Origin of the sequence: Streptomyces sp. NPDC004539 (assembly GCF_040610055.1) — a bacterium.
Taxonomy (GTDB): domain Bacteria; phylum Actinomycetota; class Actinomycetes; order Streptomycetales; family Streptomycetaceae; genus Streptomyces.
Genome location: NZ_JBEXLS010000022.1, coordinates 1 through 23833 on the forward strand (window position 1 = coordinate 1; position 23833 = coordinate 23833).

The 23833-nt window shown below is 71.6% G+C and carries 26 protein-coding genes; 10 read left to right on the forward strand and 16 right to left on the reverse strand.

Features of this window, described 5'->3' with window-relative positions:
- Positions 1 to 211, forward strand: a 211-nt coding sequence (locus ABZX85_RS35240; RefSeq protein ID WP_355878016.1) for a hypothetical protein, incomplete at its 5' end; no start/stop codon positions are given.
- A 103-nt stretch (positions 212 to 314) separates the two neighbouring features.
- Here ABZX85_RS35240 and ABZX85_RS35245 read toward each other — a convergent pair.
- The gene (locus tag ABZX85_RS35245) at positions 315 to 731 is read right to left on the reverse strand and encodes an NUDIX hydrolase (protein ID WP_355878019.1); all 417 of its coding nucleotides are present in this window, start codon (positions 729 to 731) and stop codon (positions 315 to 317) included.
- The gene (locus tag ABZX85_RS35250) at positions 728 to 1552 is read right to left on the reverse strand and encodes a methyltransferase domain-containing protein (protein ID WP_355878021.1); all 825 of its coding nucleotides are present in this window, start codon (positions 1550 to 1552) and stop codon (positions 728 to 730) included. Before ABZX85_RS35250 ends, ABZX85_RS35245 begins: the two co-directional genes overlap by 4 nt.
- Positions 1553 to 1774: 222 nt before the next feature.
- Here ABZX85_RS35250 and ABZX85_RS35255 point away from each other — a divergent pair, with 222 nt between their 5' ends.
- The 6 genes from ABZX85_RS35255 (at position 1775) to ABZX85_RS35280 (ending at position 5711) form a co-directional block, all read left to right on the forward strand.
- On the forward strand, positions 1775 to 1909 hold the full coding sequence (locus tag ABZX85_RS35255) for a hypothetical protein (RefSeq protein WP_355878024.1): 135 nt from the start codon (positions 1775 to 1777) through the stop codon (positions 1907 to 1909).
- A gap of 10 nt (positions 1910 to 1919) precedes the next feature.
- Positions 1920 to 2426: a DUF6879 family protein gene (locus ABZX85_RS35260; RefSeq protein WP_355878027.1), complete on the forward strand. Its 507-nt coding sequence runs from the start codon at positions 1920 to 1922 to the stop codon at positions 2424 to 2426.
- 125 nt (positions 2427 to 2551) lie between these two features.
- On the forward strand, positions 2552 to 3013 hold the full coding sequence (locus tag ABZX85_RS35265) for a GNAT family N-acetyltransferase (protein ID WP_355878538.1): 462 nt from the start codon (positions 2552 to 2554) through the stop codon (positions 3011 to 3013).
- Between the two features lie 272 nt (positions 3014 to 3285).
- Complete coding sequence (locus ABZX85_RS35270) at positions 3286 to 3858, forward strand: Uma2 family endonuclease (RefSeq protein WP_355878030.1); 573 nt, start codon at positions 3286 to 3288, stop codon at positions 3856 to 3858.
- A gap of 397 nt (positions 3859 to 4255) precedes the next feature.
- Positions 4256 to 4849, forward strand: coding sequence for a GPP34 family phosphoprotein (locus ABZX85_RS35275; RefSeq protein WP_355878033.1), 594 nt, complete (start codon positions 4256 to 4258; stop codon positions 4847 to 4849).
- A 67-nt stretch (positions 4850 to 4916) separates the two neighbouring features.
- Positions 4917 to 5711, forward strand: coding sequence for a hypothetical protein (locus ABZX85_RS35280; RefSeq protein WP_355878036.1), 795 nt, complete (start codon positions 4917 to 4919; stop codon positions 5709 to 5711).
- Here the strand turns inward: ABZX85_RS35280 and ABZX85_RS35285 are convergent.
- From ABZX85_RS35285 to ABZX85_RS35340, 12 genes are all read right to left on the reverse strand, one after another.
- Positions 5682 to 6749, reverse strand: a complete 1068-nt coding sequence (locus ABZX85_RS35285; protein WP_355878039.1) for a glycosyltransferase — start codon at positions 6747 to 6749, stop codon at positions 5682 to 5684. The genes ABZX85_RS35280 and ABZX85_RS35285 overlap by 30 nt on opposite strands.
- Positions 6746 to 9766: a class III lanthionine synthetase LanKC gene (gene lanKC, locus ABZX85_RS35290; protein WP_355878042.1), complete on the reverse strand. Its 3021-nt coding sequence runs from the start codon at positions 9764 to 9766 to the stop codon at positions 6746 to 6748. The genes ABZX85_RS35285 and lanKC overlap by 4 nt, the downstream gene beginning before the upstream one ends.
- 47 nt (positions 9767 to 9813) lie before the next feature.
- On the reverse strand, positions 9814 to 11598 hold the full coding sequence (gene mpaP, locus ABZX85_RS35295; RefSeq protein ID WP_355878045.1) for a daptide biosynthesis intramembrane metalloprotease: 1785 nt from the start codon (positions 11596 to 11598) through the stop codon (positions 9814 to 9816).
- A complete protein-coding gene (locus ABZX85_RS35300; protein WP_355878048.1) occupies positions 11595 to 12326 on the reverse strand; it encodes an ABC transporter permease in 732 nt (243 codons plus the stop codon). Before ABZX85_RS35300 ends, mpaP begins: the two co-directional genes overlap by 4 nt.
- Positions 12319 to 13047 carry an ATP-binding cassette domain-containing protein gene (locus ABZX85_RS35305; RefSeq protein ID WP_355878051.1) on the reverse strand — a complete coding sequence of 243 codons (729 nt, stop codon included), beginning with the start codon at positions 13045 to 13047 and terminating at the stop codon, positions 12319 to 12321. Before ABZX85_RS35305 ends, ABZX85_RS35300 begins: the two co-directional genes overlap by 8 nt.
- A 106-nt stretch (positions 13048 to 13153) precedes the next feature.
- Positions 13154 to 13330, reverse strand: coding sequence for a daptide-type RiPP (locus ABZX85_RS35310; protein WP_158002849.1), 177 nt, complete (start codon positions 13328 to 13330; stop codon positions 13154 to 13156).
- 44 nt (positions 13331 to 13374) lie between these two features.
- Complete coding sequence (locus ABZX85_RS35315; RefSeq protein ID WP_328749162.1) at positions 13375 to 13560, reverse strand: daptide-type RiPP; 186 nt, start codon at positions 13558 to 13560, stop codon at positions 13375 to 13377.
- Positions 13561 to 13638: 78 nt separating this feature from the next.
- Positions 13639 to 14865 carry a daptide-type RiPP biosynthesis dehydogenase gene (mpaC, locus tag ABZX85_RS35320; protein ID WP_355878054.1) on the reverse strand — a complete coding sequence of 409 codons (1227 nt, stop codon included), beginning with the start codon at positions 14863 to 14865 and terminating at the stop codon, positions 13639 to 13641.
- Complete coding sequence (gene mpaD, locus ABZX85_RS35325; protein ID WP_355878057.1) at positions 14866 to 16116, reverse strand: daptide-type RiPP biosynthesis aminotransferase; 1251 nt, start codon at positions 16114 to 16116, stop codon at positions 14866 to 14868.
- On the reverse strand, positions 16116 to 16919 hold the full coding sequence (mpaM, locus tag ABZX85_RS35330) for a daptide-type RiPP biosynthesis methyltransferase (protein WP_355878060.1): 804 nt from the start codon (positions 16917 to 16919) through the stop codon (positions 16116 to 16118). Before mpaM ends, mpaD begins: the two co-directional genes overlap by 1 nt.
- Positions 16916 to 17962 carry a daptide biosynthesis RiPP recognition protein gene (gene mpaB, locus ABZX85_RS35335; protein ID WP_355878063.1) on the reverse strand — a complete coding sequence of 349 codons (1047 nt, stop codon included), beginning with the start codon at positions 17960 to 17962 and terminating at the stop codon, positions 16916 to 16918. Before mpaB ends, mpaM begins: the two co-directional genes overlap by 4 nt.
- On the reverse strand, positions 17955 to 18935 hold the full coding sequence (locus ABZX85_RS35340; protein WP_355878066.1) for an LLM class flavin-dependent oxidoreductase: 981 nt from the start codon (positions 18933 to 18935) through the stop codon (positions 17955 to 17957). Before ABZX85_RS35340 ends, mpaB begins: the two co-directional genes overlap by 8 nt.
- 251 nt (positions 18936 to 19186) lie before the next feature.
- On the opposite strand from ABZX85_RS35340, the gene ABZX85_RS35345 reads away from it, so the two are divergent.
- Together ABZX85_RS35345 and ABZX85_RS35350 are read left to right on the forward strand one after the other, a co-directional pair.
- The gene (locus ABZX85_RS35345; protein WP_355878069.1) at positions 19187 to 19978 is read left to right on the forward strand and encodes a hypothetical protein; all 792 of its coding nucleotides are present in this window, start codon (positions 19187 to 19189) and stop codon (positions 19976 to 19978) included.
- A gap of 31 nt (positions 19979 to 20009) precedes the next feature.
- On the forward strand, positions 20010 to 20873 hold the full coding sequence (locus tag ABZX85_RS35350) for a GyrI-like domain-containing protein (RefSeq protein ID WP_355878072.1): 864 nt from the start codon (positions 20010 to 20012) through the stop codon (positions 20871 to 20873).
- A 78-nt stretch (positions 20874 to 20951) separates the two neighbouring features.
- Here the strand turns inward: ABZX85_RS35350 and ABZX85_RS35355 are convergent, their stop codons facing one another.
- Positions 20952 to 21698, reverse strand: a complete 747-nt coding sequence (locus tag ABZX85_RS35355; RefSeq protein ID WP_355878075.1) for an ester cyclase — start codon at positions 21696 to 21698, stop codon at positions 20952 to 20954.
- 12 nt (positions 21699 to 21710) lie between these two features.
- Complete coding sequence (locus ABZX85_RS35360; protein ID WP_355878078.1) at positions 21711 to 22565, reverse strand: SDR family oxidoreductase; 855 nt, start codon at positions 22563 to 22565, stop codon at positions 21711 to 21713.
- A gap of 344 nt (positions 22566 to 22909) precedes the next feature.
- Here ABZX85_RS35360 and ABZX85_RS35365 point away from each other — a divergent pair, with 344 nt between their 5' ends.
- On the forward strand, positions 22910 to 23713 hold the full coding sequence (locus ABZX85_RS35365; RefSeq protein WP_355878080.1) for an AraC family transcriptional regulator: 804 nt from the start codon (positions 22910 to 22912) through the stop codon (positions 23711 to 23713).
- The last annotated feature ends 120 nt before the right edge of the window (positions 23714 to 23833 follow it).

Below are 23833 nucleotides of genomic sequence, written 5' to 3' on the forward strand. Positions count from 1 at the left end.
GACTTCGAACACCTCCCCCAACGGCACGGGAGCCTCGTGCGTTGCGCACGCTGTCGACATCACCCGATCGATGGCCAAGCTGAAAACGCTCAGTGGGTCTTTCGCCACCCACTGCACCCTGGCGACGGCGTCCTTCACCGCTTCCGCCACGCTGGCCGGCCTGCGACGCAGCCGGGACCAGCGGGCGTCGGTGACAGAAGCACCCGACTGAAACACGAGCTGTCGCCTGGAGCTCGGGCTTCCGGTCACGCCCGCCGAAGCCGGCCGCAGACCACGGAGATGGCGTCGTCGCCGCGTCCGCTCCCCGGAGTGACCTACGAGGTGGCCGCCGCCCGGTCGAGATACTCCCGGACAGGCCCGTATAACCCGTACGGCACATACGAGTCGACGTCCCCCACCCCGCACCACACCACCTCGGCCAACTCCTCCGCGTCCGCGACGTACGCCTCCCCGGAGACCACCTCACAGGCCGTGTACGACATCCGCCGCCCCGTCTTGGGATGAACCCTCTCCCCAAGCCCCCGCACCACCCGCACCACCACCCCCGTCTCCTCCCACGCCTCCCGCACAGCGGCCTCCGTCTCGGACTCCCCGCCCTCGACCTCCCCCGCCGGAAACTGCCACACCAACTCCCCTTCGCCCACCCGCCGCCGAACCAGCAGCACACACCCCTCACGCACCACCACCGCAGCCGCGATCCCGGGCCGCTCGTCGGTGTCCGTCGCCGTCACGTCAGCACCGCCCTCCGGCAGACGAGCATGCCGCCCAGGCAGGTGACGCGGAACACGCCCTCCACCTCGATGACCTCGTCGACCCGCTCTCGCGCGCGCTCGATCGTCTCTCTGAACGGAACACCCGCTTTGTCCGCCCAGGCTTCGTAAGAGGCCAAGTGCGCGATGACCGGTTCGGCCTCGGTCACCTCGATCACCCCGGGGAGAGGGATCGTCCGAAGGTCGCCGAAGACCGAACCGAGGATCGCCGGAGCATCTTCCAGGGTGAAGCGGGCGGAGAGTTGCACCCGGGCCGGCCCTTCCGGAACGCCCAGTACATCGCCCGCCGCCCGGCGCCAAAGCTGCTCCAGTTCCCGCTTGTCGGTCCGGCTGTTGGTCGAGACGATCGCGACGCCCTCGGGTCCGAGCACACGGCCCAGTTCCCGCACCGCCCGAGCCTGATCCTCGACGTGGTACAGCATGTGCAGCGCCAGGACCGCGCCGAGCGCTCCATCGGCGACAGGCAGCTGCTGGACATCCGCGACGGCCGCCCCCGGGACGGCACCGAGGATTCCGGGAGAGACGTCCATGGGCAGCACGTACAGGTCGGGACGGTCCTCCCGTACCCGGGCGACGAACTTCCCGTTGCCGCAACCGACGTCCGCGACCGCGCCGCGCACTCCGACCAGTTCGTTCACGACGATGCCCGGAAGATCGTGACGCGGGGTCTGCCACCGGTACAGCGACTGGCGGGCGGCAAGGTACCGGTCCGTGCCGTACGCCTTGGCGGAGAGAAGGCCGCGGTCGGTGACCGAACGATCGCGCGTGGGGTGGGGGGTCATCGGGGCTCCGTAGGGTTGTCGGCGAGGGCGGGACTGCTGGTCACCTCGTGAAGCCTGGGTGGTCTTGCCATGGTGCGCGTTCCCGACCGCTGCCGGTCGGCCCGAAGGTCCGTGACCGCCCCCTACCGTTCTATGCGACTACGTGACTGAACGGCAGGGCGCCCTTGAGACGGGGGTAAGACGGTCCGTAGCTTGCTCACCACACGGACCGGAGGGGTCTCAGTGGACGAACTGCGCATGATCGCCGGTGGGCCATGCCGAGGCGAGGACGACGAGTGCGGGAACGGCGACTGCCCGACCGTCCTGGTCCCGGAGGGCATCCTGAAGGAGGCGGCTCGTGTCCGTGGGTGGCTCTAGCCCCGTCCTGTTGGACGGCGACGAATGGCAGGCGTACTTCCGTGACTTCGAGCGGTCCGCGTTCCGGCTGGAGGTCCATCAGACCTACGCCATGCCCGCGGAGGCCGAGACGGTCCGTGGCTTCCTCGCCGGTGAACCGGTTCCGGAGGGTTTCAACGCGGCCTGGCACCAGACCGTTCTTGACCACGCGGCGGCCGGTCGGACCATGACCCGGGCGAAGATCGTGTCCCGCCCGCTGACGCCGTACAGCCGGTATCTGTTCGAGTGGTGCATCCCCGGAAACGTCGCGGCCGGCGAGGACTACGAGATCGTCGACGTCACAGATCATCCGAACCCCGGGCTTCCGGAACAGGACTTCTGGCTGTTCGACGAATCGATCGTGGTGCATCTCAACTACCGCTCCGACGGAACGCAGATCAATCGGGAGCTGATCCAGGACCCGGACATCGGCAGATATCTCGCATGGCGGGATCTCGCACTAGAAAGTGCCGTACCGTTCAGCGCCTTTCGAACCTGAGGAACAAGCTCGTATCTGTCCTTGGCGGTCGTGACGTGCTCGCCCAATCACTCGATCCCTGAACTGGCCTGCCCTGTACGGTAGTCAAGGGCCAAGAAGCCCACGCGGTGACTAGGGTGCCGCTCATGTTCTTCCGCTGGGACTGGCTACGGCCGGTGCTGACCGCGCCAATCATGCCGACGCTCGGCCCTGTCCACCCCCATGCGCTGACCGTCGACCTCTTCGAGGACACCCTGCGGGCGGCCGTCGTCGACCGGGGCTTCCTCCACTCTCAGATGCGGGCCGGCCAGTGCGGACCGGTCCTCGCCGCCGCCGTCGAGGGCCGGATCGTGGGGGCGATCGGTCCCATGGAGGTACGCCCCGACGCGATCGGCTTCCCCCAGCTCAGGCCCCAGTACTTCGCCGTCCCGCCCGAGGCGCGGGGGCACGGTCTGGGCCGCGCCCTGTGGAGAGCCGCGATGCACCGGGGCCAGTCCCAGGGCGCCGCCTACCAACTCCTCCAGACCGAGGTCGGCGGCCCGTCCGACAGGCTGTGCCGAGCCGAGGGGCTGACCTCCCTCGGCTTCAGCCACAGCACATCGGCGTAGCAGGACCGCCGTCTTCGGTCGCCGTACCGCTGGACGCGGTTGTCGGCGGTCGGGATTCAGGTGATCCAGGAACTGCCGGGCGGGGTCGTCTCTCCGGCGTTGGCGAAATGCATGTCGGGGTAGTGGCCGCTGCCTCAGATATGCCGCGTGACCTGCACGAAGTCGCCTGGGCAGTGCCGACACACGGTTCGGCGGGCCGTTATGTCCACTAGGCTGACAGCAGCCGTAGGGCTCCGGGCCCGCACCGCCCTTCGACGCGTCTGGAGGAAGCTGTGACCGCCGAACTCCCCGAGTGGATGTATCCGCCCCGGCCGAGTGGTTGGGAAGCGGACGACCTCGACCACCTCACCCAGGCGCCGCGCCACACCGAACTCATCGACGGAGCACTGATCTTCATGATGTCGCCGCAGCGGTCCTGGCACACCCGGCTCGTGAAGAAGCTGACCCTCACGCTGGAGCAGGCGGCTCCCGAGGGGTTCGAGGTCGAAGGGGAGATGACCGTCCGGCTCGACAAGAGGAGCCGTCCCGAGCCCGACGTCCTGGTCACCACCGCCCCCTACGACCCCGACCGCACCTGGTACGCCGTCGAGGACGTCGTCCTGGTCGTCGAGGTCGTCTCCGAGGAGTCGGCGGACCGGGACCGTGCTCTCAAGCCCTTCAAGTACGCGCAGGCCGGTATCCCGCACTTCTGGCGGGTCGAGGACGAGGCGGGCTCCCCCACGGTCCACACGTACGAACTCGACACCATGACCAGCACGTACGTACCCACGGGCATCCACAGGGACCGCCTGAAGAGCGCCGTCCCCTTCGCTCTCGACATCGACCTCACCAACCTGGTCCCCTGAGCCTGCGAGCCACGACCCTGCGGTCAGAGCCCGGAGATCCGCGCTCGGGCCTCGCTCAGGTCCGCCGCGAGAAGGTCGTGCCGGGTCTGTCGGGGTGGGGGGTTCAAGGAGTGGTACGGCCGCGGGACTCTTGACGATCTGTTGTCCAGGATGTGCGTTGATCACGGGGTGGTGACGCGCGTAGCCTGGCCGGGAGTGGAGTGAGCGCCTCCAGGAGAGAGCGGTTCTTCGCTCGGTGATGCCGCAGTGATCCTGTCCGGTGTCACGACGCAAGGGGGATTGATATGTACAGACCAATATTGGAGACGGCGGTGGGCATGGGGCTCGCCGTCGCTTTCGTATGCCATCACGGCTATCACGGCCACTCCGGCCGCTACGGGAAGAATCGGGGGATTCTGTGACCAGGAATCTGACCATCGGGGAGCAGATCGTGCTCCTCTCGCTCGACGAGAGCAGCGGGGAGCTGCGCGAGGCTCCGCTGCGGGTCTCGCTGGCGCTGTCGAGCGCCGCTCTGCTGGAGCTGGAGCTGCCTGGCAACCAGGTGAGTCCGGCTGCCGCCGCCATGGACGAGCGTCGGCGCAGTCATCCTGAGGAGACGCCTCGGGAGTGGCTGCTCGCCGTGCGGGAGACGGCGCTCGACGCGGCCTATCAGGGGCTGCTGGAGAAGGAGATCGTCAAGGCGCAGGGGCGGAAGGTGCTCGGCGCGTTCGGGTCCGTGAAGCATCCGGTCGTCGACTCGTCCGAACTCGTCGCGCTGCGGGGGCGGTTGACCGCCGTCCTCGCGGAGGGGCAGGAGCCGGACGAGCGGACGACCGTACTCCTCGCCGTGCTCCACCACTCGGGCCTCACGGCCGTCCTGCCGCAGGTGTCCGGCCTCGACGAGCGACTGACCGCGCTCACCGAGGGCCAGGGGCAGGCGGCTGAGCTGGGCGAGTCGATCCGGACCACGATCGGCGCGCTCACGGCCGTCATCGCCTCCACCGCTCTGTAGATCCACCAGAGACACCTACAAAGAACCACCGCACCAACGCTCGAACATGACTACGGGGGAACTAGTCTTGAGTGTTTCCGTACATCCCACACTCCTGCCCGAAACCAGCGAGGAGATCGAGAACGTAGGACGCCTGCTCGACGAACGGCTCCGCACGCTCCACGCCGAACAGCAGGAGATCCTGTCGTTCGGGTACTCGCTGATCCGGCAGTCCCTGCTGCGCCGGCCCACCGGCCGGCTCCAGGGGGACGACAAAGACGTGTGCGACTGGGCCGTGGACCTCACGGCCCAGGCCCGGCGCGAAGTCCTGACGATGCAGCCGGACCGGACCCTGACACCGGAGGCGGTCCGTGTCGCGCGCCGCGTCGGCATGGCCTGCCTGCGGCGCGGGGTCGCCCTGAAGATCCTGGTCCAGAGACAGGCCCTGGCGGACGAGGCCGGCTCCACGCTCTTCGCGGAGCTGATCCGGCACGGCGCACAAGTCCGGCTCCTGGACGGCGAGTTCCAGCGTGTGCTGATCGCCGACCGGGAGACCGCCCTCGTCCAGGCGGAGCGGGACTCCGTACCGGGCGGCGTGCTCGTCGAGCAGGGGGCGCTGGCCGGCGTCCTGCTGTCGTTCTTCGACCTCTGCTGGTCGAAGGCGCTGGACGCCACCACGCTCCTCGAACCCGTCCTGCTGGACGCCACGCATCTGAAGGTGCTCCAGGCGATGGCGCGCGCCGACAAGGACGAGGTCGGCGCGCGTGAACTCGGCGTCTCCGTCCGCACCTACCGGGGGCGGGTCGCGGAGCTGCTGAAGCTGCTCCAGGCCGCGACTCGGTTCCAAGCGGCGCTAAGAGCCAAGGAGTTGGGGCTCATCTGACAGGAACGCCGGGCCGCCCTGTGCCAGTTCCCTCACCAGCCGCAGCACACGCGGCTGGACCGAGGGCACCAACAGGGCGGCCCGGCGGGCGTGTTCGGCGCGGGAGCACAGGAAATTGCGCGCGATGGCGTACCTTCCCCGCTCCGGCACCAGCACGAGTTCGTCGAAGAGTCTGACCTCGCCGGAGACCACGCGCCGGATCTCGTCGTCCAGGTCCCCGCTCCAGTCGAGGGGCTTCACCAGGTCGCCGGACTCGTCCATCCGCCGGTACCAGTCCCGCGTGTCCGCGAACACGGCGGCGCGGAACGCCTCGTCGTGCCGGCCGGAGCGCAGTTCGCCCAGCACGTCGTGCGCCATGCGGGCGTCGTCCACGACGGCCAGGGGCAGGCGGTGGGGGCGGGGCATCCGGTTGCGGCGGGTGCCGCCGTCCATCAGCAGGGCCGCCGTCGGCCGTACGACCGTCCGCAGCGTGTGGCCCGCGTCGGCGATCCGCAGCCACAGGTCCCAGTCCTCCAGGCCCGCGCCGCCCCGCCAGCCGCCGACGCCCTCCACCACACCGCGCCGGTGGCCCGCCCTCGACGGTTCGAACATCGGGCCCAGGAGCTGGAGTTGGGGGTGCCAGAAGGCGGACAGGGGGGCGAACTCGACGGGTTCGGCGCCGGTCGTGTCGTGGTACGTGCAGCCCGTGACCGCGAAGTCCGCGCCCGTGCGCAGGAGTTCGAGGAGGGTGGTGAGGTGGTCGGGGCGCCAGAGGTCGTCGTGGTCGAGGTAGGCGATGAACTCGCCCCGGGCGAGGGCGAGTCCGGTGTTGCGGGGGGTGCTGGGGTGGCCGGTGCGGTCGAGTCGGTGGAGGTGGACGCGGGGGTCCTGGCGGGCGGAGTCTCGTACGCGGTCGTCCGTGTCGTCGTCGGAGCCGTCCGAGAGGACGAGCAGCTCCCAGTCCTGGAGGGTCTGGGCGCGGACCGAGTCGATCGTCTCGGTGATCTTCGCGGATCTGTTGTACGTCGGGCAGATCACCGACACCGTCGGGGCGTTCACAGGAACGCCAGGGGGTGCGTGGCGGCGCGGGCCAGCAGGACGCCCGCCGCGCCGGTCGCCAGGTCCGTCGTCAGGCGGACGTTCTCCAGGCCCAGAAAGGCCGGGGCGCCCTCGTGGGGGACCTCGTAGAGGCGGAGGTGCCGCTCCAGGTCGGCCGTGTCGCCGCCCAGCCGCTTGGCCGTCAGGAGGACGCCCGCGAAGCCGTGGAAGAGGCCGACGGTGTGGGGTACGCAGTCCAGGGCCGAGCGCAGGACGGCGGCGCAGGCCGACTCGTACTGGTCGTCCGGGCGTTGGTCGAGGTATTCGCGCAGCGCCATGGCCGTGCCGCCGCTGCCCGCCGCGAAGGTGGGGCGGGTGCCGATCGAGCCCGGCGTCCAGCCGTCGTCCGTCCAGCCGAGGGCGCGCAGGTCGGCGTCCAGGAGGTCGTGGGCGGCGTCGAGGAGGGCGGTGTCGGGGGCGTGGGCGTACAGGCGCAGCAGGAGCAGGGCGGTACCGGCCCGGCCCCGCAACAGCCCGGCCTCCCCCCGCCGGGGCGGACCCGCCGCCGCGCTCTCCGTCAGCCGTTCCGCGAGGAGGGTCGCCTGCTTGAGCGCGGCGTCGTCACCGATGCTCCGCGCGAAGTACAGGTGCGCGAGGGCGAGTCCGGCACGCCCGTCGAGCAAGGTGTCGTTCACCGGCTCCGCCACGCCCTTCAGAAGGTCGACGGCCTCATCGGTACGTCCGAGACGGTGCAGGGCGCACGCGACTCCGGCGGTGCCGGTGTACAGGCCGGGCGCCGGATGAACGGCCCGCCGCACGGCCTCCGCCAGCCAGCCGACATGCCCGGCGGGGACCTCGACACCGGCCTCGGCAAGGGTCCACAACACCCCGGCGGCCCCGTACGCAAGGCAGGCGCCGCCCTCCGGGAGGATGAACTGGGCGGTGTCGCCGGGGTAGAGGCGGTCTTCGCGGGTGGGGGTCGCGGTGGCGAGGATGCCGGCGGCGATCGCGGGGGCGGGGGTGACGGTACTGGGCGGGGGTGCGGGGCGCTCGGCGGACGCCGGGCCCTGCGGACCGGCGGCGGCGGGGGCCGTGGGGGCGCCATGGCCGACCACCGTGGTGGAGGCGGCGACCCCGGCCGAGTCCGTCGGCCGCTCCGTGAGCGCCGAAGCCCGGCCGCCGACACCGGCTGGACGTGTCAACTGCTCTGCGAACGCTGAGGCCCTGGCACCGGCAGGTGCCGCGAGGCGCTCGGCGGATGCCGGAGGCTGGTTGTCGTCATCGGCCGGAACTGCGGGTCGCTCGCCGGACGCCGGGTCCTCGACGTCGGCACCGGCCGGGGCGGTGAGCCGCTCGGCGGACGCGGAGGCCGGAACACCGCCGCCGGCCGGGACCATGGACCGCTCGGCGAACGCCAGGGCCCGGCTACCGGCAACAGCCGGCGGCGCGATGACGCCGTCGCCGGCCTCCACCACAGAGACACCATGACCGACCGAGACCGTGAGCCGCTCGGCGGACGCCGGGTTCTCGACGTCGGCACCGGCCGGGGCGGTGAGCCGCTCGGCGGGCAGCCGGTTGCGGGCGTCGGCGCCAAGGGCAACGCGAACCTGGGCGTCGTCCCCTTCCGGTCCCGCCCCCAGATCCGCCCGCACCTTCGCCCCGAAATCCCCCGGCACCGGATACCGAGACTCGATCAGCGCGATCAGCTGGTCCAGTTTCTCCGGGCCCCACGCCAACAAGCTGGTCAGTGGGGTGAAGAGGGCGAGGCGGAGGCAACCCAGGGCGTAGCGGTCGATCGACGGGCCCCGGTGGGTGGGAGGGGCGGCGAAGCCGGGGGCCGCGTGGATCTGGTGGGATGTGAGGTCTGTTGTTGCCGTCTCCAGGTCGATGAAGGCGATCGAATCGTCGGGGCGGATCAGGATGTTGCCGGGGTGGAGGTCGCCGAAGACGACGCCTCGGGCGTGCATCGCGCGGATGCCCTGGTCGATCTGGTCGAGGGCGTTCACGGCCCAGCGGGTGTAGGAGGCCGTGGCGGAGGGGTCGGCGGCCGGGGAGGACGGGTTGTCGCGGGTGGTGCGTACGGCCAAGGTCTCGCCTTCGACGAACTCCCGGACCAGGAAGTGGTGTTCGTGGCCTACTCGGGCCTCGATCAGGCGCGGCACCCAGGGGAGCCCGGCGAGGCGTTCCAGGCAGGCGCGTTCGCGTTCGAGGCGGGCGACGGCATCCTCGCCGTGGGTGTCGACGCCGGCGAGGGGGCGGGCCTCCCGCAGCAGCACGGGTTCACCGGTGCGGGTGTCGGTGCCCCGGTACACGCCGCCGCCGTTGGAGAAGTGCAGGGCGCGTTCGGCCCGGTAGGGGAAGTCCGCCAGCGTGCCCGCGTTGCGTGCCTCCAGGGCCTCACCCAAACACTCAGGCAGCGTCACCCACTCCGGGGGACGGAAGGAAGGGCCCCGTACGTCCGGCACCAACCGGCCCTCGGGGTCCTCGATGCAGGGGACGGTCTCCCCCTTCTCCGTCTTCATCATGCGCGCGACGAACCCGCCGTACCGGACGTAGAGCGGCCCGGACCGCCAGCGCAGGTCGCTGAGGATGTACGGCCCGCGCTCCCCGTCGAGGAGTTCGCCCAACCCGTCCAGGACAGCGGCGAGACGGGTCTCGTCCTCGGGATAGACGGTGATGAACTTCCCGCTGGCCCCGCGATCCCCGTACTTGCCGTTCCGGCGCGTCAACACCTGCCTGCTGCCGATGAACTTGAACGCCATCCGCCGCTCGACCAGCCACTCCCAGGACCGTTCCAGGACTCGCCGCGCGTTCTCCGAGGTCGCCGAGACGTGAACCTTCCAGCCCTGCGCGGGCAGTTGGTAGCCGTGCGGGGTGAGCATCGTCCAGTCGGTGCCGACGTGGCAGGACCAGTCGGCGGGCACCTCGGCCGCGAGGGACGCCCGGAAGTCGTCGTCCGGATCGGCGGTGTCGGCCTCGGTCCGGTCGAAGAAGGGGGTTCCCGGCGCCAGGAACATCACACGCCGATACGCATCCATGGCAGGTCAACCACTTTCGGGAGTACGGGAGTCGAGGTCAGCACGCGTCAACGCCAGAACGGCGCCACGTACTTGAGGTACAGCCAGTCACCGAGGCTCCGCTCACCCGCGTCCACCACGGCCTGCCCGGTGGTCCCGGGGGCGAGCCGGCCGCCGTCGAGGGCGACCCCGTCGACCGGCACCTTCAGCCCGTCGAGCCCGGTCACCGGGACGAACGCGGAGAACGGCACCGACAGGCGCACGAAGTCGCCGCCCGCGACCGTGGCCGTACCCCACTGCTTCTGGAGGACGACCCCGCCGCTCAGCAGCCGCACCTCCGCGCCGGGCTCGATGGCGTCCCGGTCGGTCGTCGCGGTCGCGACCAGGACCGTCCGCCCCTGGCCCTCGGCGACGAACCCGCCGGTGACGGTGTACGGCACGGAGATGCCGAGCAGCGCCGCCGCGACGACGCCGGTGGCCGCGAGGGAGACGGTGACCCGGCGCCAGGCCGCCGCCCCCGCCGTCCGCGCCTCCGCGAGGAGCTTGAGGACGCCGACGTACACGCGCAGCGACAGATAGCCGAGCGCGATCGAGACGAGGACGGCGCCCACCATGCCCGCGCTCTCCAGGATCGAGCCCCAGAGGGAGAACGCCATGCTGACGACGTACAGCGGGAACAGCATGCAGGCCAGGCCGAACAGGGGCGCCCAGTCGACACCGGGCAGCGCGCGCTCGTACCGGCCGCCGAACAGCAGGCGGGCGACAAGGCGACGGGCGTCGGTGATGGAGCGGTCCCGCAGGTGGGAGACGTCCAGGTGGCTCATCAGGGCCAGATAGCCGTCGAGTTTGACGAACGGGATGGCGTTGAAGAGGCCGGAGACGTAGTTGGTGACGGTGAGGAGCAGCAGGAAGTCGCGCACGGCGGGGCTGCCCCCGGCGACCGCCACGGCCACCGAGCCGATGCCCGCGAGACCGGCGATGACGGCCTGCGTGGCGATCCCGGCGAGGGCGACCCGGACGCGCTGCCGGTTCCTCGGCAGCCGCCAGCCGTCGGAGACGTCGCAGAAGAACGCGGGGGTCAGGTAGAAGAGCATGAAGCCCATCCGGCTGGGCCGGCCGCCGTAGTGGCTCAGGACCAGCCCGTGGGACAGCTCGTGGAGCATCGTGCCGCAGTAGGTGACGGCGAGCAGCGCGAAGAGGGCGGGCAGGGAGATCGGTTCGGAGAGGGCGGCCGTCGTCGTCCGGGCCTGGGCGACGAGGGCCAGCAGCCCGGAAGCGGCGACGACCGCCGCGACGATCCCCCAACTCCGGTGCGCCAGGCGGGCGGTGAGCGGACGGAACACGTTCAGCATGCGTTCCGGGCGGACGACGGTGAACTGGACGGTGAGCGGCGGGACGAACGTGATCCGGCGCTCCCGGCGTGGCTTCTGCGAGGCGTCTTCGAGGAGCCCGCCGCGCTGTGCGCGCAGCAGCCCCTCGCCGGCCAGCTCCACCGGCCAGCCCAGCTCCCGCGCCAACTCCCCGGCGTCACGCGTGCCGTCGGCGAGCCGCAGCAGCTTCGCCATGCCCTCGGCGACCCGCAGGTAGCGCTGCGAGCCGGACTGGACGAGCCAGGGGGCACCGTCCTCGACGGGTTCGTGGACGGTGACGTCCGGGGCGAGGCGGGGGCGCTCGGGGAGGGGCGGCGGGGGCGTCTCCGCCTGGCCGCGCTTCGGCCGCCCGGCGTCGCCGAGTGCCCGCCTCAAGCCCCGCCGACGCCCCTCGCCGGCGCCGCCGGACGTCTCGCCTCGGCGGCGGCCCCCGTCAACACCGGCCGACGCCTCCCCCTGCCCCCGCTTCAGCACCGCCCTCACGGCAGATCCCGGCGCAGGAACAGCGTCCGCGCGGCGAACGTCCCCGCGCCGATCCACAGCGCCAGCACCACCAGCGCCCACGGAATCGGCAGCAGGTTCTCGTTCCCGCCCCGGTAGACGGACGCCATGGCCTCGTCGATCGTGAGCCTGCCGATCGCCGGGACGAGCCGCAGCAGCCCCTCCCCGACCAGCCAGGTGCTCACGAGCAGGACGAGGATCGCGGCGACCTGCTGGCGGATCAGCAACCCCAGCAGCGCCCCCCACACCGCGCCGACGACGATCGTCAGCATCACCCCGAGCAGCGTCCACGTCGTGGTCGCCGTCCACTGGGGCCCCTGCTCGCGCCCGGCGAGGAACAGCCACGGGCTGACGGCGGCCAGCGCCCCGGCCGCCAGCGCGAACACCGCGCCGCAGCCGACGACGGCGACCAGCTTGGCCGTCAGCAGCCGCGCCCGGCCCCCGCCCAGCAGCACCGAACGGCTGATCGCGCCGTTCCCGAACTCCCGGGTCACGGCGATCAACGCGACGACGGCGGCGGCGAGTTCGACCATGAACCAGCCCTGGACGAGGGTGGAGGTGATGTCCCCGTTGGCGCCGCTCTTCGCGTCGTCCTGCTGGACGAACCCGGCGTCGGCCATCACGCACATGAGGACGGCGGCTGCGGCAACTCCCCACCAGGCGCGGCCCGTCCAGATCTTGCGCCACTCGGCCCCGATCAGGTCACGCACGGACGTCCTCCTTCACAGCGGGACCGGCGAGGTCGAAGAAGCGGCTCTCCAGGGTGAGTTCGCCGTCGTGGGTCAGCTCGGCGGTCGTGCCGCTGTAGCGCAGGGTCTTCTGGAGGATGACGATGTCGTCGGCCATCTGCTCGACCTCCGCGAGGATGTGGCTGGAGACGAGGACGGTCCGCCCCTCGGCCGCGAGGGAGCGCAGGAGTTCGCGCAGCCAGCGGATGCCGTCGGGGTCGAGGCCGTTGGCGGGTTCGTCGAGGATGAGCAGCTCGGGGTCCGCGAGGAGCGCGGTGGCCAGCGCGTGCCGCTGCCGCATGCCCTGCGAGTACTCGCGGACCTTGCGGTGGGCGTCGGAGGCGAGGCCGACCTGTTCGAGGACGTCGTCGACGCGGGTGAGCGGCAGGCCGATGGTGCGGGCCCAGATCCGCAGGTCGGCGCGGCCCGAGGCGGCGGCGGAGGGGCCGATGCCGTCGATGCTGACGCCCACGCGGTGGGCGGCGCGCGGGAGTCGGCCGTACGGGTGGCCGAAGATCGTGGCGGTGCCGGCCGTCGGGCGGGCGAGCCCCAGCAGCATCCGCAGAGTCGTGGTCTTGCCGGCCCCGTTGCGTCCGAGGAGTCCCACCACCCGGCCCGAACGGACGGTGAAGGACACGTCCTCGACGGCGGTGACGTCGCCGTAGCGCTTCGTGAGTCCTGTGATGTCGATGGCGTCGGTCACGCCACGTCCTCCCCTGCGGCCCGGGGCCGCACGTATATTCATTCGGAGCGGCCCTGCTCCGGAGGCCAATGGCCGGCCTCCGGAGCAGGGCGCTGTCCGTTCAGACTCAGGTCGCGATGACCGAGGTGACGGCGATGGTGCTGTAGGCGGCGCTGACGCCGGCCGAGATGGCCGCGCTGGCGAGGAAGCTGTCCCACCAGTCGGGGGCCTCCATGCCCTCCAGCTCCTCCATGGACAGCTCCTGCATGGCCAGTTCCAGAGCGGGGTTCGTGTTCTCCTTCATTTCTTTCACCTCCTTCAGGGGGTCTCGATGACGGATGCTGTGGCTCAGGTGGCGAGCGTGACGATGGAGACGTACGAGATGACGCCCCCCGCGCTCAGGCCGCCGACGGCGCTGAGCGCCGCGCTCCAGCTGAAGTCCGGGGCGTCGAGCGCCTCCAGCTCCCGCATGTCCAGCTGCTGGTCCAGCTCCTGGAGAGCCAGCTCCAGGGGCGCGGACGTGGTGCTGTTCACGGTCTGCATGGTGTTTCCCCCCTTACATGGTGTTTCGGGCCGTCCGCAGGCTGATCGCCGGCGGAAGTCTGTGGTGGCCTAGGCCGGTTCCAGGTCCAGTTCCAGGTCCAGGTGCGGCTGCCGGACGGCCTCGTCCAGCACCCGCCGTACGTCGGCGAGCGTGAGCGCGCCCAGCGTGGGCAGCCCGTCCCCCCACGCGCGCAGCGTGGACCGGGCGATCAGCTCCGTCCGCTCCGCGTCCGCCTCGACGTCCCGTCCGATCAGCCAGGTGTCGAGCAGTGCCCCGATCCCGTCGACCGGGTCCTCGGGCAGCGCCGGCCGGTGGGCCGAGGTGACGGCCTGCCAGAGGCGGTGCAGCCGGGGCACGGAGCCCCAGTGGGTGTCGCCCTCCGCGATCCGCCGCCACAGGGGCGGCAGTACGGCGGCGGCGGCCGTCATCTTGCGCAGGCCGAGCCCGGTGGACAGCTCGTTGGCGAGGTACCAGCCCTTGCAGGCGGCCGGGTCGCGGCCGGTGTTGAACCCCGGCCCGTGGCTGATGCCGCTGAGCCGGGCGATCTCCAGCCGCAGCGCGTCCCCGGCCCCACGACCGGACCGCCGTACCGCCGCCAACTCCGCGCCCAGCGTGGTCAGTCGCTGGAGCAGCGTCAGCGTGAACGCGTCCTCCGTGGGGAGGTCCCGCGGGTCCCCGACGTACATCCCGGCGGTCCGGAAGAACACCTCGAAGACACCCTCGGCGAGGAGTTCGGCGGGCAGCGTCCGGGTGGCGACCGGGTCGAGGACCGCCACGTCCGGCTGGAGCCCGTTCCCGAGCACGAGCCGCTTCCCCCGCGGCCCGGCGAGGCAGGCGCCGCCGCTCAGTTCGCTGCCGGTGCCGACGGTGGTGGGCACGGTGACGACGGGGACGGCGGGTGCAGCCTCGGCGGGGAGCAGGACGAGCCCGCTCCGGCCGCCCGCCGCGAGCCGGTCCCGGACGACCGGGGCCGCGCTCGTCAGCACCGCGAGCTTGGTCTGGTCGAGGAGGGTGCCGCCGCCGACGGCCACGACGAGTTCGCTGGTCCGGAGGCGTTCCGCGAGCGCCGTCACGCTCTCCAGCGTGCCGGGGCCGTCCGGGACGATCCGCTCCACCGACCGGTCCGCCCATGCCGCGCAGGCGGTGATCCGGTCGACCGTCTCCGAGTCGGCGACGGCGGGGTCGGCGAGGAGGGTCAGGGTGCGGCCCTCTTGGTGGGTCAGCCACTTGGCCAACCCGCCGATGCCGTGCACGACTTGGGTGGGGCGGCGGCCACTGAGGTTCCAGGTGTCCACTCAGACCACCTCGGCCTGGCGGGCGTGCGCGGCGACTCCGGCCCTTACGCAGTCCAGGAGTTCGGTGACCTCGTCGTCCGTGTAGACCAGCGCCGGAAGGATCTGGACGCCACCCACGCTCGGGTGGACGATCGCCCCCGCCTCCCGGATCGCCGCGACGACCCCCGGCACCTCGGCCTGCGGCAACGGCTCCCCGCCGGGCGTACGGAGCCGGATCGACCGGAAGCAGCCGATCCCCGTCGTCCCCGAGACCAGCGGCTCGGCATCGACCAGCTCCGCGAGCCGCTCGTCCAGCACCCCCGACAGCCGCCGCGCGGAGGCGACCGCGTCGAGCCGGCGCATCTCCTCGACGGTCGCGAGGATCGCCGCGCAGGTGACGGGAGTTCCGGCCTGCGTCTCGCCGTGGACGAAGACGTCCCCGGCCGCGTCGAAGGGTTCGGCGAGCGCACTGGGCAGCAGGACGGCCGCCGCCGCTTGTGTGCCGTTGGTGAGGCCCTTCGAGGTGATCAGCAGATCCGGCGGGGCGGGCCAGCGCTGGGAGGCGAAGAAGTCCCCGGTGCGCCCGAAGCCGGTGGCGACCTCGTCGGCGACGAGCAGGAAGCCGTACCGGTCCCGGAGTTCGAGCAGGGTCGCCACGTACTCCGGGGTCAGCGGGACCGCCCCGCTGCCGAGGACCGGTTCCACGACGACCGCCGCGATCCGGCCGCCCTGCTGGGCCGCCAACTGGGCTATCTCGTCCACGGAGTTGGGGCTGACATGGCGGACGAGCCGCTGGTCGACGCCGTACACCGCCTGGCCGAGGTTCTCGCCGGTGAGCGCGAACCCGCCGAACGTCAGGCCGTGGTAGCTGTCCCGCAGGCCCACGACGAGCTTGCGGGCGCCCTCGCCGCGCAGGGCGTGGTAGTGCCGGGCCAGTTTCATCACGAGGTCGTTGGCGGCGCCTCCGGAGGTCGAGAAGACGACCCGGCCGTAGTGGTCCGCGCCGGCCGCCTCGATCAGCGCCTGTGCGGCGCGCCGGGCGTAGACGTTCTCGTAGCGGAACACCGACAGGTAGGAGGCATCGCGCAGGGCGTCCGCGCAAGCCTGGGCGATCGCCTCGTTGCCGTAGCCGAGGTTCGCGTTCCACAACCCGCTGCTGCCGCAGAGCAGTTCACGGCCGTCCAGGAAGCGGACCCGGACGCCGTCCGCCGACACGGCGCACAGGTCGTCCGCCCCGTGCAGCCGGGGGTCGAGCAGGGAGGGCCACAGCATCACGCGGCCTCCGCTTCCAGGAGTACGCCGGTGTGGCGGGCGGAGGCGGCGGGCAGCGGGTGCCGCGCGACGACGCGCAGTCCGGCGGACGCCAGCTCCCGGGTGAGGTCGTCGGGGGGCAGGACCCGGATCGCGGTGGTGAACACCGGTACCGGTCCGGTCTGCGGGATCTCCCGCTCGGGAGCGAGGACGGTCACCTCGCGGACCTCCTGACCGGCCCGCCAGTGCTCGATCATCCGGTAACGCCGGCCACTGGCACCCGAGGCTTCCAGATCCAGGTCCGCGCCGTCGTCGGCCACGTCGACCGTCGAGAGCAGGAACCTGCCACCGGGCGCGAGATGAGCGCGTACGGCCCTGTAGAGCCCGGCCCTGCCGTCGGCGTCGAGCAGCGAGACCGACGTCGTGCCGAGGACGACGGCGGCGAAGCGGGCGCCCAGCGCGAACGCGGTCATGTCTCCCTGGACCACCGTGCAGCGTGCCCCGATGCCCGCCGGGGCCTCGGCGAGGCGCTCCTTGAGGAGGGCGACCATGCTCTCCTTCAGCTCCAGCGCCGTCACCGCACGGCCCAGCGCGAGCAGGGGGAGCGTCAACCGGCCGGAACCGGCGGCGAGTTCGAGCACCGGACCGGGGACGGCGCGGACGGCCCGCGTCAGCTCCCTGATCTCGGTCGTGTCGGCGGCGGCGAGGTCGTGGTAGACGGAGGCGCCCGCCTCGTCGTAGAGGTCGTGCACGCGGACCCGGTCGCCGTATCCGGCGAGGATCTCCCCGGCGAGGCCCGGGACGGCCACTCGGGTCGTCGTCATGCGGTCACCTCCAGCACGCGAACGCCTTTCTCGGCGAAGAACTTGAGGACCCGTTCGACCTCGGCCCGCTCCGGGTGCCGGGCCAGGGCTCCGGCGGCGCCGAGCACCAGCACGAGTTCCGTGATCTCGGCGGCCCTGCGCCCGAGTTGGAAGGTCCGGCCCGGGCCGGGGACCCTGACGTACGCCTGCTCGGGCGTCCAGCACAGGATCGGCGCCTCGGCGTCGTCGACGTCCAACGCCTCCTCGGCCGCGTCGAGTTCGGGGACGAGACGGTGCCCGAAGCCCGAGACCCTGGGCTCGGTGACGCCGCGCGCCTGAAGCTCGCGCAGGACGTCGAGTACCGCCAAGTAGCGTGCGAGCCAAGGGCGTTCGCGTACGGCCGGGCCGCGCAGCGACTCCGGTACGGCCGCGCCCAGCGGCACCGCCCCCGGCACCTCGCCGGCCGCCTCCAGCCGCTCCCACTCCGCCCGCAGGCCGGCCGCCGAGTCACCGACGGTCCCCAGCCGCAGCCCCTGTGGGGAGACGGAGACCCCTCCGTCCCGGCCCACGTAGAGCCGCGTACCCGGCCCGTCGCCGGGCACCCGGGCGCCGAGCGCCGAGACGTCCGCGAGCTGGACGGCGGGGCTGACCGCGAAGGAGGCGAACCGCCCCTCCGCCCGCGCCGCGTCGGCGTCCGCGAGGAACAGCTCGAAGTCCGTGTCGCCGGACATCCGCACGAGCGTCGTACCGAGCAGGGACATGTACGGGCTGACGCCGTAGTCCTGGATCTGGAGGAACAGCACGTCGTCGACCGACGCGTCCCCCTCCGCGCCGCTCAGCGACCCCTCGTACCCGACGACGGTCGCGCCGGTGCGCTCGTCGCGCCGGTGCTCCGCCCCCGGGACGAGGACGAGCGTCCCCGGTCCGGCGGCGTCGGAGCCGAGCAGCGCGTCCAGTCCGGCCGGGTCTTCGAGGACGACGGTGGCGGCGTCGCCGTCGAGCGGGCGCCCGGTGACCCAGGAGCGCAGGTGGTGTCCCACGCGGGAGATCAGTTCCTCATTCACCGGAGTCCCTCCGATCCGCGCCCACGGCGGCCAGGATCTGCTTCAAGTCGTCCATCGCGGCACCGGCTCCATAGAGCCGGCACACGCCCGTCAGGTTCAGCACGATCTCGTCGACCCCGGCGTCCCGATATTCGTCGAGCTGTTTCACTATCTGGTCGATGTTCCCGAAGACGAACGCCCCGGATTCCGCCATGAGCCGCGCGGAGGATTTCGCGTCACGCTCGGAGAAGTCGATACCGGCTTTTCCGAGCATGTCGATGTAGTGCGGTGCCTGCATATGGGCGGAATTACTCGCCAGCACGAATTCGGAGACGTCCCGGTCGGACCGTTCCAGCGCCACCGGCACCATCGCGGTGACCTTCGGCACCGGGCGCCCGGCCCGGTCCGCGCCTTCCCGCAGGGCGGGGCGGACGACTCCGTCGAGGTAGGCGGCCGGGGTGAGCCAGGTGATCGCCACGTCCGCGACCTCCCCCGCGAGGCGGGCCATCCCGGGGCGCAGGACCCCGAGTCCGAGGCGGACGGGCGCGGACATCGCCGGGCCCATCCCCGCGTGGCAGGTGTAGTAGTCGCCGTCGAAGTCGACCGGTTCGCCGCTCAGCAGGCCCCTGACCACGGTCATGTACTCACGGACCGCCGTGAGCTGGCTGCGGTAGGGGGCGCCGAGCAGGCTCTGCTGGAGCGTCTTCGCGCCCGGTCCGAAGCCGGCCACGACCTCCTCGCCGGTCGCCATCGCCAGCGTCTTGACCTTGTGCGCGGCCTCGAAGGGGTGGCGCAGCGGCATCAGGGTGACCCCGAGTCCGGTCGGCACCCGGAATCCGGCGCCGGCCACGGCGGAGAACGACTGGAAGGGCTCCATCAGCAGGCTCTGCCCCTGCCAGAGCCTCGCGGCTCCCGTCCATTCCACCAGCGCCGCGAAAGGGAGAACCTGTTCGGTCCGGCGCGGCAGAAACGGCACCAATACCGAGTAGTCCATTTATCCCCCCGGATCGCGGCTTCCGACTTCGGTTTCCGACTTCGGCTTCCGATGTCGCCTTCTGACGTCGTGAATATTTCCAGAGCTATCAGTGAGCGCGCAATGACTTTCGCTGCAACTTGATGCAGGAATGCCTTGCAGAAAACTGCCGGACCCCAGCAGCGCACCGTCCCCGAACATTGCCGACACCCCGCCTCGTCCCGCCCGACGCCGGGCGGCGAGGATGGAGGCGGGACGAGGGGGGTGGGGCGATGCCGGTCACCGGGACGACCTGGGGCAAGGTCGCCAAGGAGTTCAGCGCGGCACGCACCCGGGCAGGGGGTGCCCTCCTCGTCCTGCTGGCGGCGGTTCCGGCGGTGGCGGCGTACGTCGTGTTCGCGACCTGGATACCGGGGTCCACCGAGCGGTACGACGCGTATCAGGCCGCCGAGGTCTGCGACACCGAGCGGTCCGCGCCGGCGGCCTCGATCCGGGAGGACTGTCTGCGGACGGTGACGGTCAGGGTCGACGAGATCACCAGGAAGAAGCGCAGCGGCACGCGGCTGACCGTGACGACGGTCTCGGCGCCCTACTGGACGTACGGGACCAGCTTCGGCAGCAGGGGTTCGCTGACCGGCGAGCTGAATCAGGGGGACGAGATCACGGCGACCGCGTGGCGCGGTGACCTCATGGACCTCGTCCGGGGCAAGGACCGGCAGAACACCACCGACGAGCCCCGCGACGAACCCCAGCCGCAGGCGGCCCTGGGCACGTTCGGCGCGGTCCTCGCCGCCCTGCTCCTCACACTCGGCGCCCTGCACGTCGTCCGCCCCCGCAGACACAGCCGCCGGCGCGTGTACACGTCCCGGCTCACCGTCGCCGTAGGTGTGATCTCGGCCGTCGTGGGGATCTCGGGAGCCGGGACGGACCTCCCCTGGCGCCTCGCCCCGCCGCTGATCCTGCTGCTCTGGGCGCCGGTGGCGTACCTCATCCTGAACTGGCACCGGGAGACCCGACAGAAGCGGGCACGGAAAGTCGGGCCGGTCGCCCTTCCCTCTCCCTAGCGTGAACGGTGTCAAAGGGAAGGAGCCGGGCGTGCTGGACCGCCTCAACCAGGCCATGGAGCACATCGAGACGTGTCTCCCGGGGCCCGTCGACGCGGCCGGTCTCGCGCGGATCGCCGTCACCTCCGAGTACCACTTCCGCCGCCTGTTCTCGGCGCTCGCCGGGATGCCGCTGTCGGAGTACGTACGCCGCCGCAGGCTGACCGTCGCCGGGGCCGAAGTCCTCGCGGGGGAGCGGACGTTGCTCGACATCGCGACGCGGTACGGGTACGGCTCGGGGGAGGCGTTCGCGCGGGCGTTCAGGGCGATGCACGGGGTCGGGCCGGGGGAGGCCCGGCGGACCGGCGCGACGCTGTCCACGCAGCCCCGGCTCTCCTTCCGGCTCGTCGTCGAAGGGAGCAGCGGTATGCGGTACCGGGTCGTGGAGAAGGGGGAGTTCCGGGTGGTGGGGCGCAGGGCGCGGGTGCCGCTCGTGCACGAGGGGGCCAACCCCGCGATCGCCTCGTTCATCCGAGGCATCGGAGCCGAGACGCTGGAGCGGCTGAAGGAGCTGTCCGACCAGGAGCCGTCCGGGATCGTCGGCGTCAGCGACCAGCTCGACCCGAGCCGGGCGGAGGGCACGGAACTCGACTACTACCACGGGGTGTTGACGTCCGAAGAGCCGCCGGAGGACCTGGACGCCCTCCCGGTCCCCGCCGGGACGTGGGCGGTGTTCGAGAGCTCCGGCCCCTTCCCGCAAGCACTCCAGTACCTGTGGCGGGACGTGTTCACGCAGTGGTTCCCGTCGAACCCGTACGAGAGCCGGCCGGGGCCGGAGATCCTCCAGGTGACGGTCACGGACGGCGGGGCGCGGGCGGACGCGGCGCTGTGGATTCCGGTGACGCGGACGGTCTGAACCGGGGGGGGAATGGGGAGAGGTGGCGGGCCCGGAAAGGGGGAGAGGCGACGGCCCGCCACCTGGGGACACCCGTCCCTAGAACATCGTGTGCTCGTTGGCCGAGACCTCCGGCACCGGCTGTACGACGTCCCAGTGCTCGACGATCCTCCCGCCGGCCACCCGGAAGATCTCGACGCAGGCCGCGCCTCGGTCGTCCGCGTGTGCCTGGAAGTGGTGGTGGACGGCGACCAGATCGCCGTCCGCGATCACCCGCTTCCGGCTGATCCGCAGCTCGGGGAGGGCGGCGAAGGCCCCCGCGAACTTCTCGCGGGACGCGTCGGCGCCGTTCAGGGTGTCCGGGTTGTGCTCGATGTACAGCTCCCCGAGGTACCGGTCGAACGCGCCGAGGTCCCGCTCGACGGTCACCGCGTCGAAGAAGGCGAGGACGGTCCGCCGGCTGTCCTCGGAGTCCCCGCCGGACCTGCCGGCCGACGAGAACATGTCGCTCCCCGCCGGGACGGGCTGCATGGCCTCCCAGTGCTCGACGACCTTCCCGTCCTCGACCCGGAAGATCCCGGCGACGGCGTGCGTCCCCGCGTCGACGTGCAGCAGGACGAGGTCGTCCTCGGCGAGGGCCCGCTCGACGGAGACCCGCATCCCCGGATTCGCGGCGCGGATCGCGGTGATGGCCCCCTTGAGCGCGTCCGGCCCGTCCCCGGCCATCGGCTGGTGGTCGACGTACACGTCCCCCACGAGTTCGTCGACGACACTCAAGTCGCCCTCGTTGAACAGGGATTCGTAGAACCGGACGACGATCTCTCGGTTCTTCCCGGCATCGGACATGGCCGTACTCCCTTACTTGAGGGCCGCGGAGACGGCTTCGGCGAACGTGGTGGCCGGACGGCCGATGAGCCGGGCCAACTCCCCGGTCCGGACGACGAATTCGTCCCGCGCGATCGCGCCGTCCCGCTCGGCGAGCATCGCCGCGAACACCTCGGGCACCCCGAACTTCGCGAGCGTCGCGGCGTACTGGGCCTGCGGGAGGTTCCGGTAGGCGACGTCCCTGCCGCTCTGCCGGGACACCTCGGCGGCCAACTCCAGCATGGTGAACGGGCGGTCACCGGCGAGTTCGTACGTCAGCCCCAGATGGCGGTCCCCCTCGGTCAGGACGACGGCCGCGGCCTGCGCGTAATCGGCCCGCGAGGCGGAGGAGAGCCGCCCCTCACCTGCCGCGCCGACGATCGCGCCGCTCTCCAGCGCCCGGCCCAGGTTCCCGGTCAGGTTCTCCAGGTACCAGTTGTTGCGCAGGATCGTGAACGGGATGCCGGACTCGCGGATGACCTCCTCGGTGACCGCGTGCTCGGCGTTCATCGCGATCGGCACGCTGTCGGCGTACGCGGCGCTCGTGTACACGAGATGGGGCACGTCCTCGGCGGCCTCGATCACGTTCAGATGCTGCTCCGTACGGGCCCCTGCGGCACTGCTGGAAACCAGCAGCAGCCGCTCGGTCCCCGCGAACGCGGCCCGCAGGGTCTCGGGGCGGGAGTAATCGGCCTCGCGGACCTCGATACCGCGTTCCGCCAGGTCGGCGGCCTTCTCCGGGCTACGGACGGCGGCGACGATCCGCTGTGGGGGGACGCCGCGATCGAGCAGCGCCTGGACGACAAGGCGGCCGAGGTTACCGGTGGCCGCGGTGACGGTGAGGGACATGCGAAGGTCCTCGCTGGTTCGCGTTGAGGGGGATGTACGGGGGCGCGCCGCTTATGTCAGAAAGGCTAGGGTGTGTCTATCGGATCAGTCCGCCTCAAGAAGCGGCCCCTTCACAACGCAGGCGAGCGCGGCGTGGTGCGTGCAGCTGCAAGGCGGAGGAGGGAGTCGACGCGGCGCGTCGGCGACTGACGACAACGCGGCAGATGTGCGTGCCACGCCGCGCGCCCAGGACTGATCCGATAGACACACCCTAGGGTCGGGAGGGTTGCGGAGCGAGGTGCGCAGACGACAGGCCGAGATCCGGAGCGGACATGGAACAGGCGCGGGTGCACGATCTTCAGTGCATGGCTCCCGAGGGGCCGGTTCCCGGGTTTCAGATCGGGCCGCTGGAGGAGCTGCGGGGGCGGGTTCCCGAGGGGATTCTCGAACGGTTCAACCGGGTCGACTTCCACACGCTCACGCTGATCTCGGAGGGGCGGGGGGAGCACACGGTCGACTTCGTGACGTACGAGTGTGTGCCGGGGACGTTGCTGTGGGTCCGCCCCGGGCAGGTCCAGCGGTTCGGGCCGCGCGGCAAGGTGAAGGGGACGCACCTCCGCTTCGCCCCCGCCTTTCCGCCCCCCTTCCCCGGTTCGGAGAGCCTCCTCGCGTCGTGGCGCGGGAACGTCTCCCAGCAGGTGACGGACGTCTCCCTCGACTCCCTGGCCAGGGAGTACGCCCGCCTGGAGCCGTCCCACGAGATCCTCCGCCACCTCCTCACGGCCGTCCTCCTGGACGTCGACCGCCTTCCGCGGCCGGCCTCCGAGTCGCGTGGCCACAACGACACGTACGCGCGTTTCTGTGCGGCCCTGGAGGACTCCTACGCCACCGATCACCGCGTCGACCAGTACGCCTCCCGGCTCGGGTACACCGTCCGCACGCTCACCCGCGCCTGCCAGGCCGCCAGCGGGCGGACCGCCAAGGAAGTCATCGACGACCGCATCGCCCTCCAGGCGCAGCGCCTCCTCGCCCACACGGAGCAGCCGATCTCCGTGATCGCCCGCACGCTGGGCTTCGCCGAGACGACGAACTTCAGCAAGTTCTTCACGCGGATCTCGGGGGTGGTGCCGGGGGACTTTCGGGTGGTGCATGGGAGGGGGGCGGTTTGAGGGGGTGGGTGAGGGGCCGGTAGGCGGGTGCGGGTAGTGGAGGGCTGGTCGCGCAGTTCCCCGCGCCCCTAAAAGACTTGGGTTGCGGCCGGGAAGTCGCTGCGGGTAGTTCGCGCTCAA

Coding starts and splice junctions, on each gene's coding strand:
- ABZX85_RS35340 (WP_355878066.1), bottom strand. CDS start 18,935: ATGGACTACTCGGTATTGGTGCCGTTTCTGCCGCGCCGGACCGAACAG.
- ABZX85_RS35355 (WP_355878075.1), bottom strand. CDS start 21,698: ATGTCCGATGCCGGGAAGAACCGAGAGATCGTCGTCCGGTTCTACGAA.
- lanKC (WP_355878042.1), bottom strand. CDS start 9,766: ATGGATGCGTATCGGCGTGTGATGTTCCTGGCGCCGGGAACCCCCTTC.
- mpaM (WP_355878060.1), bottom strand. CDS start 16,919: ATGACGACGACCCGAGTGGCCGTCCCGGGCCTCGCCGGGGAGATCCTC.
- ABZX85_RS35360 (WP_355878078.1), bottom strand. CDS start 22,565: ATGTCCCTCACCGTCACCGCGGCCACCGGTAACCTCGGCCGCCTTGTC.
- ABZX85_RS35310 (WP_158002849.1), bottom strand. CDS start 13,330: ATGAAGGAGAACACGAACCCCGCTCTGGAACTGGCCATGCAGGAGCTG.
- ABZX85_RS35345 (WP_355878069.1), top strand. CDS start 19,187: ATGCCGGTCACCGGGACGACCTGGGGCAAGGTCGCCAAGGAGTTCAGC.
- mpaD (WP_355878057.1), bottom strand. CDS start 16,116: ATGCTGTGGCCCTCCCTGCTCGACCCCCGGCTGCACGGGGCGGACGAC.
- ABZX85_RS35365 (WP_355878080.1), top strand. CDS start 22,910: ATGGCTCCCGAGGGGCCGGTTCCCGGGTTTCAGATCGGGCCGCTGGAG.
- ABZX85_RS35250 (WP_355878021.1), bottom strand. CDS start 1,552: ATGACCCCCCACCCCACGCGCGATCGTTCGGTCACCGACCGCGGCCTT.
- ABZX85_RS35265 (WP_355878538.1), top strand. CDS start 2,552: ATGTTCTTCCGCTGGGACTGGCTACGGCCGGTGCTGACCGCGCCAATC.